The 12,207-nt window shown below is 70.1% G+C and carries 9 protein-coding genes; all 9 read left to right on the top strand.

The features are described 5' to 3' along the window. Positions 1 to 211 precede the first annotated feature (211 nt). The 9 genes from ispH (at position 212) to AC1U7O_RS10640 (ending at position 12,113) form a co-directional block, all read left to right on the top strand. Positions 212 to 1,165 (top strand): 4-hydroxy-3-methylbut-2-enyl diphosphate reductase, encoded by a 954-nt coding sequence (gene ispH, locus AC1U7O_RS10680; protein ID WP_479894756.1) that lies wholly within the window; start codon positions 212 to 214, stop codon positions 1,163 to 1,165. Positions 1,166 to 1,350: 185 nt separating this feature from the next. Then, positions 1,351 to 5,049: a chromosome segregation protein SMC gene (smc, locus tag AC1U7O_RS10675; protein WP_479894755.1), complete on the top strand. Its 3,699-nt coding sequence runs from the start codon at positions 1,351 to 1,353 to the stop codon at positions 5,047 to 5,049. Between the two features lie 169 nt (positions 5,050 to 5,218). Next, positions 5,219 to 7,396 (top strand): squalene--hopene cyclase, encoded by a 2,178-nt coding sequence (gene shc / locus AC1U7O_RS10670; protein ID WP_479894754.1) that lies wholly within the window; start codon positions 5,219 to 5,221, stop codon positions 7,394 to 7,396. A gap of 17 nt (positions 7,397 to 7,413) precedes the next feature. Continuing rightward, positions 7,414 to 8,163, top strand: a complete 750-nt coding sequence (locus AC1U7O_RS10665) for a 5'-methylthioadenosine/S-adenosylhomocysteine nucleosidase family protein (protein WP_479894752.1) — start codon at positions 7,414 to 7,416, stop codon at positions 8,161 to 8,163. Between the two features lies 1 nt (position 8,164). Next, the gene (locus AC1U7O_RS10660) at positions 8,165 to 8,938 is read left to right on the top strand and encodes an MlaE family ABC transporter permease (protein WP_479894750.1); all 774 of its coding nucleotides are present in this window, start codon (positions 8,165 to 8,167) and stop codon (positions 8,936 to 8,938) included. Next, positions 8,939 to 9,697 carry an ABC transporter ATP-binding protein gene (locus AC1U7O_RS10655; protein WP_479894749.1) on the top strand — a complete coding sequence of 253 codons (759 nt, stop codon included), beginning with the start codon at positions 8,939 to 8,941 and terminating at the stop codon, positions 9,695 to 9,697. It abuts the gene before it with no gap. 2 nt (positions 9,698 to 9,699) lie between these two features. Continuing rightward, positions 9,700 to 10,152 carry an MlaD family protein gene (locus tag AC1U7O_RS10650; RefSeq protein WP_479894748.1) on the top strand — a complete coding sequence of 151 codons (453 nt, stop codon included), beginning with the start codon at positions 9,700 to 9,702 and terminating at the stop codon, positions 10,150 to 10,152. Positions 10,153 to 10,185: 33 nt separating this feature from the next. Further along, a complete protein-coding gene (locus tag AC1U7O_RS10645; protein ID WP_479894747.1) occupies positions 10,186 to 10,890 on the top strand; it encodes an MlaC/ttg2D family ABC transporter substrate-binding protein in 705 nt (234 codons plus the stop codon). A gap of 17 nt (positions 10,891 to 10,907) precedes the next feature. Then, entirely contained in the window at positions 10,908 to 12,113 is a 1,206-nt protein-coding gene (locus AC1U7O_RS10640; protein WP_479894746.1) for a BamA/TamA family outer membrane protein, read from the top strand. The last annotated feature ends 94 nt before the right edge of the window (positions 12,114 to 12,207 follow it).

The raw sequence follows: 12,207 nt of genomic DNA, 5'->3' as shown, positions 1-12,207 counted from the left end.
GAAATGACGCAACGAATCACTCCAGGGTAAGATTTCCAAATGGCTTGACAGGGCGAGGACGGAACGGGCGGCCCATGCGAGCGGACTGTCCGGCGCGGCCCTCATGGGTCTGCCGACCGGTTGACGTTCTGGACTGCGATGCCGTAAGGTGTCGTGCTGGCCGTGGGGCCGGCGGAGCGGTAGGGCCACTCAACGGGAGCGCGTCGAGCCAATGAAGATCTACCTTGCCAAGCCCAGGGGGTTTTGCGCGGGCGTGGACCGCGCGATCGAGATCGTCGAGCTGTCGCTCAAGGCCTACGGCGCGCCGATCTACGTGCGGCACGAGATCGTGCACAGCCGCCACGTCGTCAACTCGCTCCGGCAGAAGGGCGCGGTCTTCGTGGAGGAGCTGAACGAGGTGCCGGACGGGGCCATCGTCATCTTCAGCGCGCACGGGGTGGCGAAGGCGGTCTGGGAGGACGCGCGCCGGCGCAACCTCAAGGTCATCGACGCGACCTGCCCGCTCGTGATCAAGGTCCACAACGAGGTCAACCGCGACTACACCCAGGGCTACGAATTGATCCTCATCGGCCACGCCGGGCACCCCGAGGTCATCGGGACGCTCGGGCAGGTGCCGGACAAGTTCCACCTGGTGTCCTCCGTCAGCGACGTCGAAAAACTGCAGGTCCAGCACCACCAGCACCTCTCCTACGTCACGCAGACGACGCTGAGCGTGGACGAGTGCCGGGACATCGTCGCGGCGCTGAACCGCCGCTTCCCCGGCATCAAGGGGCCCCATCAGGAGGACATCTGCTACGCGACCCAGAACCGCCAGAACGCGGTCAAGGAGCTGTCCAAGGTGGTGGACGTGATCCTGGTCATCGGCTCGCCGAACAGCTCCAACTCCAACCGGCTGCGGGAGCTGGGCGAGTACTGCGGCATCCCCTCCTACCTGATCGACTGTCCCGGCGACATCAATCCCGACTGGGTGCGGGCGGCGAAGGCGGTCGGGATCGCGGCCGGCGCCTCGGCGCCGGAAATCCTCGTCACCCAGGTGGTGGACTATCTCAAACAGTTCGGCGCCGCCGAGGTCGAGGAGCTGGCGGTGGTCGAGGAGGACGTCGAGTTCATGCTGCCGAAGGAATTGGTCCGCTTCAAGACGCCGGCCGAGCCTTCCCGGGTGTAGCGCCGGTCAAGCTCTGCACCGGCTCCGCGTGCCCGTTTAAGCCGTTCCCCCATCCGTAGTAGGGCATGTCCCCGCATGCCCATAGATACAGCGTTTCTTTTTGCTTTTCCCCCAAGGCCTATGGTACAAGGGCCCCATTCCGCCTGGGGCTGCGGCACCTCATCTGGCAGGGGGAGAGGGCGCGTATGTACCTGAAATCCTTGGAGCTGACCGGGTTCAAGTCGTTCGCCGAGGGGAAGATCGAGTTTCCCCCCGGCATGACGGCGATCGTGGGGCCCAACGGGTCGGGGAAGAGCAACGTAGTGGACGCCATCCTCTGGGTCCTCGGCGAGCAGAGCACCAAGACCCTGCGGAGCGAGCGGATGGAGGACGTGATCTTCAACGGCACCGAGGCCCGCAAGCCCCTGGGCATGGCCGAGGTGTCCCTCACCCTCAGCGGCGTGGATCCGCAGCGGCTGGCGGGGCTGCCCGGCCTGCCGGAGGGGATCGGGCAGTTCCACGAGCTGATGCTCACCCGCCGGCTCTACCGGAACGGCGACAGCGAATACCTCCTCAACAAGACCGCCTGCCGCCTGAAGGACATCCGCAGCCTCCTGCTGGACAGCCGGGCCGGCACCAAGGGGCACACGGTGATCGAGCAGGGGCGGCTCGAGCAGATTCTCAACGCCTCTCCGCAGGAGCGGCGCGAGCTCATCGAGGAGACGGCCGGCATCGTCCGTTACAAGAAGCAGAAGGCCGAGGCGCTGCGCAAGCTGGAATCCACGCAACAGAACCTCCTCCGCGTGCGGGACATCATCGCCGAGCTGCGCTCCCGGCGCAGCGCGCTGGAGCGGCAGGCCAAGCAGGCGCGGACGTTCCGGGAGCTGCAGGCGGAGGCCCGGCAGATCGAGGTGCGCTTGCTGGCCGGGGAGTATCGCGGCCTCGTGGAGGCCCAGGCGACGGTCGAGGGGGAACTGGGCCGGCTGGAGCTGGCGGAATCCGAGCACCTGGCCGGGCAGGCCCGGCTGGTCCAGGAGCTCGAAGGCCTGCGCTTCAGTCTGACCGAGGGCCAGCGGGCGCTGGAGCGGGTCCGGGAGGACCTGGCCGCCGTCGAGCGCGACCGGAGCCAGGCCCTGAGCACGGTGGAGGTCGAGCGGAACAGACTGGAGCTCTTCGAGCGGCAGCGGGGGACCGCCGTGGACGAGGCGGCGCGGCTTGCGGGAGAGCGGGAGCAGGCGGCGGGCGCCGTCGCCGCCCTGCGGGAGCGGGTCGCGGAAGCCGAGCGGACCATCGCCGTCCGGGAGGCGCGGCTCGCCGAGTTGGAGCGGGAAACCGAGGCGCTGGCCGCGCGGCGCGCGGAGGCGGACCGGGAGGTCGAGCGGTTGCGTGCCGCGACCATGGAGATCGCCGTCCAGGCGGCCAACGGAGAGAGCCGGCTGCAGGCGCTGGAGGGGCGGCGGCAGGAGACGATCCGGCGCGCCGAGCGGCTGGCCGCGGAGGCCGCCGAGGCGGAGGCCCAACGCGCCGGACTGGACGCGAAGCGCGAGGAGCTGCGCCGGCGCCGCGCCGCGACACAGGAAGCCCTGCGCGCGCTGATCGAGCAGCGCGACGCGGCCGCGCGCGCGATCGCCGTGGCGGAGGCGCGGGCGAGGGAAGCGGAGCAGCGCGTCGCCCGCCACCAGGCCGAGCTGGCCGCCCTCGAATCGCGCGTCAAGGTGCTCCAGGCCGTGCTCCGGGAGGAGATGGGCTACGGCCGGGAAGGCGAGGAGCCGGCCACCTCCCTGCGCACCGCCTGCCCCGGCGTGCGGGAAGCGCTGGGCGAATGGCTGGTCGTGCCGCCCGGGCTCGAGCGCGCGGTGGAGGCGCTGCTCGGCGAGCGGGTCCGGGCGTGGCTCGTGGACGAGCCGGCGCAGGCCCGGCCGGCCGTCGAATTTCTCAGGAGCCGCGCGTTGGGGCGCGGCACCTTCGTGCCCGCCCGTCCGCGCGGGCCGGCGGGCGTCTCGCCCGCGGCGCCGCCCTGGTGGCCAGCGCTGCGCGGGACAGCCGGCGTCGTCGGCCATGCGCGGGAGCTGCTGCGGGGCCCGGCCGAGCTCGACGCGCTGCTGAGCTGGCTGTTCGGCGGAATCGTGATCGTCGAGTCGTTGGACGCGGCGTTCGGGTGCCTGGAGCGGGCGGAGTGGGCCGGCCCCGGCGGACCGACGTTCGTCACGCTGGAGGGGGAGGTCGTGGACGCGGCCGGCGTCGTGAGCGGCGGCGCGGCCGGCGTGACCGGCGGGCTGCTGCAGCGGCGCCGGGAGGTCGAACAGCTTGAAGCGCAACGCGAGGCCGTGAGCCGGGCGCTCGCGGAGCAGGTCGCCCTGCGCGCCGAGTCCGCGGCCGGCCGGGAGGCGGCCCAGGCTCTCCTTAAGCGGCTGGACGCGGAGGTCCGCGACCTCGAGATGCGCGACATGAGCGAGGGCAAGGATGAGCAGGGGCTGGCCGACGGGCTGATGCGGCTCGGCCGCCAGCTCGAGACGGTCGGCGTCGAACGGCGCCGGTGCGAGGAGGAGGCACGGGGACTCGAGGCCGAGATCGAAGCGGGCCGCGCGCAACAGGCTCTGGCGGTCCGGGAGAAGGAGGTCCGCGAGGCGGCCTTCGCCCGCTGGAACGAGACGCGGGCGGCGGTCGAGCGGGAGGAGCGCGCGGCGGCCGAGCGCACGACCGAGGCCCGCCTCGATCTGATGGGGCTGCGCAAGGAGCGCGACCACGCGAAGGGGGACCTCGTCCGGCTGACGGCGGAGCAGGCGGAGCGGCAGGCCAGGATCGAGGCGCTGCAGGGGCAAGTGACCGCCCTCGACGAGGCGATCCGGCGGAGCCGGGCGGAGCGGGAGCGGAACGAGGCGCTCTGCCGGGAATGCGGCGAGCGGGCCGAGGCGACCCGCGCGCGGCTCCTGTCGGCGCAGGAAGCCCTGGAGTCGGAGCGACGGCAGGAGCGTCGGGTGGAGGAGGCGCTGGCCGCCGTCCAGCGCGCGCTCGCCGAGGCCCGCGAGGCCAGGACCGCGGTCGAGGTGCGTCGCGCCGAAATCCGGACGCAGCTCACCACCCTGGAGGGCACCCTCGCCGGCACCTACCAGCTCACGGTCGAAGCCGCGCTCGCGCAGGTGCCGCCGGAGGAAAGGAACCTGGACCTGCCCCTCAAGGGCGAGGACCTCGGCGGCGGGCCCGAGGCGGCGCCGTCTCCGGTGGTCGTGCTGAAGGAGCGGCTGACGAAAATCCGCGAGCGGCTCGACCGTCTGGGGAACATCAACCTGGCGGCCATCGAGGAGCACGAGGAGCTCGAGCAGCGCTACGCCTTCCTGACGGACCAGGAGCAGGACCTCTCGAACTCGATCGCCTCGCTCAAGGAGATCATCGCCAAGATCAACCGGACCACCAAGCAGCTCTTCCTCGAGACGTTCAACGAGCTGCAGGCCAAGTTCGGCGAGGTGTTCGGGCGGTTCTTCCCCGGCGGACGGGCCGAGCTGGTGCTCGTCGAGCCCGAGGCCGGCCCCGACGGCGAGCCCCCCAAGTCGGAGGAGCCGGGCGTGGACATCGTGGCCCAGCCGCCGGGCAAGCGTCTCAAGAGCATCACGATGCTCTCGGGCGGCGAGAAGACGCTGACGGCGATGGCGCTCATCTTCGCCAGCTTCCTGATCCGGCCCTCGCCCTTCTGCATCCTGGACGAGATCGATGCGCCGCTGGACGAGGAGAACATCGGCCGCTTCGTGTCGGTGCTGCGCGAGCTGGCCGAGGGGGTCCAGTTTCTCCTCATCACCCACAACAAGCGGACGATGGCGGTCGCGGACTCCCTCTTCGGGGTCACGATGGAGGAGCCCGGTGTGTCCAAGCTGGTGTCGGTCCGCCTGGCGGACCTGCAGCCGGCGTGAGCCTGGCCGAGCCCCGGAGGGCCGCGGTCGGCTTGACACTCGGAACTCCTTTTGTTATAAGGACCCCCTATGGTATTTTCCCTGGTCGGTCGCGCGGTTCCAGCCGCGCGTCGGGAGGCGTCCCTTCCCCAGGCCTCCTCTCCCGCCACCACGTGACGACAAGGATCGCATGAGACTGCTGAAGGGTTTCCTGACCCGGCTGTCGGATAGTTTGTTCGGCGCCGTCCCCTCCCGACTCGGGGGCCAGGGGCGCGGCCGGCCCGCGCCGTCGCTGCGGCTGGTCGCCCACAACCCCGCCGGAGGGGGCGCGGCCGAGGCCGGCCGCCGCGCGTCGGGCCCGTCCGCCGGACCGCTGGACGCGATCGACGAGGCCATGCGCCGGAGCCAGGCGTGGCTCCTGGGGCGTCAGGACCGGCAGGAGGGCTTCTGGGTCGCCGAGCTCGAGGCGGACACGACGCTGACCTCGGAGTACCTGATGCTGCGCCGCTTCCTCGGGCTCGTGGACCCCGAGCGTGAGCGCAGGGCCGTGCGCTACCTCGCGTCGGCGCAGATGGCCGACGGAGGCTGGCCGATCTACTCGGGCGGCCCCGCCGACATCAGCGCCTCCGTCAAGGCCTACTTCGCCCTCAAGCTCGCCGGCGTGTCCGCGGAGGAGCCGTTCATGGTCCGCGCCCGCGAGCGGATCCTGGCGATGGGCGGCGTCGTGACGGCCAACGTCTTCACGAAGATCGCGCTGGCCCTCTTCGATCAGTACGACTGGCGCGGCGTGCCGAGCATGCCGCCCGAGATCATGCTGCTGCCCAAGCGCTTCTACTTCAGCATCTACGCGATCTCCTACTGGTCGCGCGCGGTGCTGATCCCGCTGCTGATCGTCTTCGCGTACCGGCCGGTCTGCCGCATCCCGAAAGAGCAGGGGATCGACGAGCTCTACCTCACGCCGCGCGGGCAGGTGAAGTACCGGCGGGTCCCGCCCTTTCAGAAGGACGCGGCCTGGTTCACCCCGCGGAACTTCTTCATCACGCTGGACCGACTGCTGAAGGTCTACGACCGGATGCCGATCCGGGCGCTGCGGCAGCGGGCGCTCCGGGCCGCCGCGGACTGGATGCTGGAGCGCCTCCGGGGCGAAGGCGGGCTCGGGGCCATCTACCCGGCCATGGCCAACTCGGTCGTGGCGCTGCGCTGCCTGGGGTACGGCGTGGACCACCCGCAGCTCGTCAAGGCGCTCAAGGAGATCGAGGCGCTGGAGGTCCACGACCGGGTCACGGTGGACGGCGAGGCCGTCGAGGCCATGCACCTGCAGCCCTGCTTCTCGCCCGTCTGGGACACCGCGCTGCTGGTGAACGCCCTGATCGAGTCCGGCCTTCCCCAGGACCATCCCGCGCTGCTCAAGGCCGCCGGCTGGCTGTTGAACAAGCAGACGAAGACCGTGGGCGATTGGCAGGTGTCGGCCGGGTCCAAGGTCGAGCCGGGCGGCTGGTACTTCCAGTTCGAGAACGAGTTCTACCCCGACGTGGACGATTCGGCGGTCGTGATCATGGGGCTGGCCAAGCTGCGCATGACGGACGCGGCGGCGCAGCAGCGGGCGATCGCCCGCGGGTATCGCTGGGTCATGGCCATGCAGGGCAGCGACGGCGGCTGGGGCGCGTACGACAAGGACAACAACCGGGTCGTCTTCAACCTGATCCCCTTCGCCGACCACCGCGCGCTGCTCGATCCGAGCACGGCGGACCTGACCGGGCGTTGTCTGGAGATGCTGGGCGTGCTCGGCTACGACCGGACCCATCCCGCGGTCGCGCCGGCCCTGGAGTTTCTCCGCCGCGAGCAGGAAGCGGACGGGAGCTGGTACGGTCGGTGGGGCGTCAATTACATCTACGGGACCTGGTCCGTGCTCGCCGGGCTGCGCGCGATCGGCGAGGACATGAGCGCACCCTGGGTGCGCCGGGCGGTGGCCTGGCTGGAGTCCAAGCAGAATCCCGACGGGGGCTGGGGGGAATCCTGTCTGTCCTACGCCGACCCCGCCACGGCCGGCCAGGGCGAGAGCACGCCGTCGCAGACGGCCTGGGCCCTGCTCGCGCTGCTGTCGGCCGACATGGCCGACTCGATCAGCGTCGTGCGCGGCGTCAACTACCTGTTGCGTCAGCAAGGGGAGGACGGGGCCTGGCGGGAGTCCCGCCACACCGGCACCGGGTTCCCGCGCGTGTTCTACCTGCGCTACCACTGGTATTGCCAGTATTTCCCCCTGTGGGCGCTCGCCATGTACCGGAGCATGCGGACGCGGGGGCAGACGAAGGCCGACGAGCTGCGCCGGACGGCGTCCCGGACGGGCCGGTTCCGCCAGGACGCCTGACGGGCGCGGGCGGGGCGGTGACGCGGATCGCCATCTTCACCGCCACCCGGTGGGAATTCGATGCGGTCCGCCGCGCGATTCCGAGCGGCGGAGAGGAGGGGCCGCCCGCCCTCGCCGGTTCGGCCGTCGGGCGGCGGGGGGGCTGCCGCGTCCTGCTCGTCCGGACGGGGATGGGACCGGAGCGGGCCGGGACGGTCTGCCGACGCGCCCTCTCGCAGGGGCCGCTGGACCTTGCCGTTTCTTCGGGGTTCGCCTGCGCGCTCGTTCCCTCCCAGATCGGCGACGTGATGATCGGCACCGATGTGGCCTGGTACCCGCAGGCCGCCCCGTCGCCGGGTCCCGACCTGGTGGTGCCCTCCGCCGCCGACCACGTGGCGCATGCCGCCCGAGCGGCCCGCGAGGCCGGCCTCCCGGCGCACCGCGGTCGGTTCGTCACGGTGCCGGCCGTGCTCTGGCGCGCGGAGGAGAAGCGGGCGATGGCGGAGACGGGCGTCGCCGTAGACATGGAGAGCGGCGCGATCGCGGCCGCCTGCGCGGCGTCGGGCGTCCCCTTCCTGGCGGTCCGCACCGTGTCGGACCTCGTGGACGAGGACCTCCCGCTGGATTTCAACCTGTTCCTGAAGCCCCGCGGCTGGCTGCGCGGGGCGGCGCAGTGCCTGGCCCGTCCCTCGAGCCTCTCGGGGTTGCGCCGGCTCAGGCGCCAGGCCTCCACCGCGTCCGGCACGCTCCGGACGTTCTGGGTGGCCCTGCTGGATCGGTTGGCCTGACATGGGAATCGCACTTCTCGAGCGGACGGGGCGGGTGACGCTGTTCGTGGTCCGGGAGATGGGCCGGATGCTCCTGTTTCTCCTGGCCACGGCCGGGTGGTTTCTGCGTCCGCCGTTCCGGCCCTTCCAGGTCGTCAAGCAGCTCCACTTCATCGGGTACAAGTCGGCCTTCGTCGTCACGCTCACGGCCGCCTTCACGGGCATGGTCCTGGGCCTCCAGCTCTATTACACCCTGCGGAAATTCGGCTCCGAGGCGGTCCTCGGCTCGGCGGTGGGCTTAAGCATGATCCGTGAGCTGGGGCCCGTCTTCGCCGCCCTGATGGTCACCGCGCGGGCCGGGTCGGCGATGACCGCCGAGGTCGGCATCATGCGGATCACGGAGCAGATCGACGCCCTCGACACGATGGCGGTCAACCCGCTGCAGTACCTGATCGCGCCCAAGCTCGTCGCGAGCCTGATCGGGGTGCCGTTGCTCGTCGCGATGTTCGACGTCGTGGGGATCTACGGCGGGTACCTCGTCGGGGTCGAGCTGCTGGGCGGCAACCCGGGCTCCTACTGGTCCTCGCTCGAGTCGGCGGTGGAATGGAAGGATGTGTACGGCGGCATCCTCAAGTCGGTCAGCTTCGGCGTGATCGTGAGCTGGGTCTGCTGCTACAAGGGCTATTACACGGAGATGAGCGCCGAGGGCCTGGGCAAGGCGACGACCGAGGCCGTGGTCCTGACCTCGGTGCTGATCCTGGTCTGGGACTATTTCCTGACCTCCGTATTGCTGTAGATGATCAAGCTCGTCGGCGTGGAAAAGGCCCTCGGGGGCCAGCCGGTGCTGCGGGGGGTGGACCTCACGATCCCCGTCGGGAAGATCACGACCATCATCGGCCGCAGCGGCGAGGGCAAGAGCGTCCTGCTGAAGCACATGATCGGGCTGCTCCAGCCCGACCGCGGCCAGGTCTGGGTGGACGGGGTCGAGATCTCGCGGCTCAAGGGGCGGGCGCTCAACGACGTGCGGCGCCGCTTCGCGATGCTCTTCCAGGGGGCGGCGCTGTTCGACTCCCTGTCGGTGTTCGAGAACGTCGCCTTCCCCCTCCGGGAGAAGCTGCGGCTGCCGGACGGCGAGGTGCGGCGCAAGGTCGAGGAGAAGCTCGCGCAGGTCGGCTTGGCCGGCATGGGCCACAAGTACCCGGCCGAGCTGAGCGGCGGCATGAAGAAGCGGACCGGCCTGGCGCGGGCGCTGGTCATGGAGCCGGAGATCATCCTCTTCGACGAGCCGACCACCGGCCTGGACCCGCTGATGGCGAAGACGATCCACGACCTGATCGTCGAGACGCACCGGGCGCTGGGCTTCACGGCCGTCATGGTCAGCCACGAGATTCCCGAGGTGTTCTGGATCTCGGACTGGGTGGCCATGCTCAAGGACGGCAGGATCGCGGCGATGGCGCCGTCGGACGAGTTTCAGCGGACGGAGGACCCGGGCATCCGGGAATTCATCTCGGTCGGCGGCACGGTCGCGCCGGCCCCCACACCGGCGGAGCGGTGACGATGGAAAAAGCCAGGCTGGAGGCGGTGGTCGGCGTGTTCGTCCTGGTCGGGGTCGCCTGCCTGGGCTATCTCTCGATCAAGCTCGGCAAGCTGGAGATCGTCGGCGGGGAGTACTACCGGCTGGAGGCGGAATTCACCTCGGCCTCCGGGCTCAAGCCGGGGGCGACGGTGGAGATGGCGGGGGTGGAGGTCGGCCGGGTGCACGGCATCGCGTTGCGGGACGAGCGGGCCCTCGTCACGCTTTCGATCAAGCAGGGCGTCACGGTCTACAGCGACACCTTCGCGACGATCAAGACGCGGGGCATCATCGGCGAGAAGTACATCGCCCTGTCGCCCGGGGGCGGCGGCGAGCCCCTGAAAGACGGCGGCCTGATCCGGGACACCGAGGCGGGGCTCGACCTGGAAGAGCTCGTGAGCCAGTACATCCACGGGGATGTCAACAAATCCAAGTAGGCGCTTGCCCGGCGGGGGGTGGAGGGGGCGGACATGAGCAATCACGGCGGCGGCACGGCACCGGCCGGAGGGCCGACGGGCGGGGTCGGGCGGCGGAGGGGCGGTCTCCTGTGGGGTGTCCTGCTCGCGACGGCGATGGTCGCGCCGGCGGCGCCCGGCGCGGAGGCCGGGGCGCCGAGCGCCATGGAGACGGTGCGGACCTCGATCAACGAAGTGATCCGCATCCTGGAGGACAAGGAACTCAAGAAGCCGGGCAAGGTCGAGGAGCGACGCCGGCTGCTCGAGCAGGTGATCAACGAACGCTTCGACTACGAGGAGATGGCCAAGCGGTCGCTGGGCGCGCAGTGGCACAAGCTCAACGACGCGGAGCGGGCCGAGTTCGTGGGCCTGTTCAAGCGGATGCTCGCCAACTCCTACTCGGGCCGCATCGAGGGCTACTCGGGCGAGCAGGTCGAGTACCTGGGCGAGCGGGTGAAGCAGGACTTCGCCGAGGTGCGGACGAAGGTCCTCTCCGGGAAGACCACCGTCCCCTTGGACTACCGGATGCTGCTCAAGGACGGCGGCTGGCGCGTGTACGACGTGATCATCGACGGCGTCAGCCTCGTCAACAACTACAACGGCCAGTTCAAGAAGATCCTGAAGGACTCCTCGTACGCGGAGCTGCTCGAGACGCTGCGCAAGAAGGCGGAGGAGAAGCCGCAGGACAAGAAGCCCGACGACAAGAAGTCCTCGTCCTGATCGGCTGCGCCCGGGTTATGGCATGGTTGCCCCGACGCCGCCCGCCGCTCGGGCTGATCCTCGCGGCGGCGGCGTGGCTCTTCGTGATCGGCCCGGCCTGGGCGGAGACGTCCTACTTCCTCATTCCCTCCGTCTCCACGAGCAAGAACGACGGCAACGACGCCGGCGTCATCGTCCCCTTCCTGATCACCGAGCCGGGCGGCGAGCTCAGGTACATCGTCTCGCCGATGCTCATCGTGAACCAGTACGTGGGGACGCGGGGCACGATCAACGTCTTCCGGTACGACCCCGGGGGGCGCGAGCTGCGGTTCATCGCGTCGGTGTCGGAGAAGATCGAGCGCAAGCTGGTGATGAGCTACACGGACCCGGCCTTCAACCACGGGCGCTACGCCCTGACCTTCGGCGGCTCCTTCTTCAAGAACGCCACGTCGCGGTTCTTCGGCATCGGGTCGAACACCACGGAGAGCAACCAGACGAACTACACGGCGCGGGAGATCCGCGCCCAGTGGAAGTTCGGCGTCCACTTGAACGAGGTGACGCAGGTCGCGATCGGCCAGCGGTACCGGGACGTGGAGATCCAACCCGGGGCGGTCACCGCCTTCCCCTTCAGCGCCCAGGTCTTCCCCACCGCGCCCGGCATGGGCGGGGCCTCGATCCTCGGGAGCCGCGCCACCTTCCACTACGACACCCGCGACAACCTCGTTTCGCCCACTGACGGCATGCAGGTGACCGTCTACGCCGAGCTGAACCAGAACTTCAAGAACGACCAGAACCCCCTGTACACCCGGTACAACCTGGAGATCACCAAGCTGCTGCCCAGCCCGTCGAAGGGGATGATCCTCGTGATGCGCGGCAACGTCCAGGCCACCTTCGGCAGCAACGTGCCCTTCTACGAGCAGAGCTCCCTCGGCGGGCAGATCAACCTGCGCGGCTACGGGGTGGACCGGTTCATCGACAAGCACCTGATGGTGCTGAACATCGAAGACCGGCTGCACGTCCTGCGGACGAAGGTCTTCAACGTGGTCGCGGACTTCGAGATGGCCCCCTTCCTGGACGTCGGCAAGGCCTTCAGCCGGTTCGACACGCTGACCTTGACCGATCTGAAGATGACGCCCGGCGTCGGGTTTCGCGGGCTGGTGCGCCCCAACGTCGTGGGGCGCGTGGATTACGGCTATAGCCCGGAGGGCGGCGCGGTGTTCGCCGGGTTGGACTTTCCGTTCTGAGCGGGCGGGCGGCGGATGGGACGAAGGGCGGGGGGCCTTGGGGGGGGGCGGCCGGCTGTCTGGGCGGCGGCGCTCGTTCTGGCGACGGCGGCGG

It is taken from the genome of Candidatus Nitrospira neuquenensis (assembly GCF_979578155.1).
The sequence above is the reverse complement of the archived record's forward strand: the minus strand, read 5'-3'. Positions and strand labels throughout refer to the sequence as shown.

Excerpts from the sequence above, each read along its gene's own strand:
- AC1U7O_RS10660 (WP_479894750.1), top strand. The coding sequence starts at position 8,165 with ATGGGAATCGCACTTCTCGAGCGGACGGGGCGGGTGACGCTGTTCGTG.
- smc (WP_479894755.1), top strand. The coding sequence starts at position 1,351 with ATGTACCTGAAATCCTTGGAGCTGACCGGGTTCAAGTCGTTCGCCGAG.
- ispH (WP_479894756.1), top strand. The coding sequence starts at position 212 with ATGAAGATCTACCTTGCCAAGCCCAGGGGGTTTTGCGCGGGCGTGGAC.
- AC1U7O_RS10655 (WP_479894749.1), top strand. The coding sequence starts at position 8,939 with ATGATCAAGCTCGTCGGCGTGGAAAAGGCCCTCGGGGGCCAGCCGGTG.
- AC1U7O_RS10645 (WP_479894747.1), top strand. The coding sequence starts at position 10,186 with ATGAGCAATCACGGCGGCGGCACGGCACCGGCCGGAGGGCCGACGGGC.
- AC1U7O_RS10640 (WP_479894746.1), top strand. The coding sequence starts at position 10,908 with ATGGCATGGTTGCCCCGACGCCGCCCGCCGCTCGGGCTGATCCTCGCG.
- shc (WP_479894754.1), top strand. The coding sequence starts at position 5,219 with ATGAGACTGCTGAAGGGTTTCCTGACCCGGCTGTCGGATAGTTTGTTC.
- AC1U7O_RS10650 (WP_479894748.1), top strand. The coding sequence starts at position 9,700 with ATGGAAAAAGCCAGGCTGGAGGCGGTGGTCGGCGTGTTCGTCCTGGTC.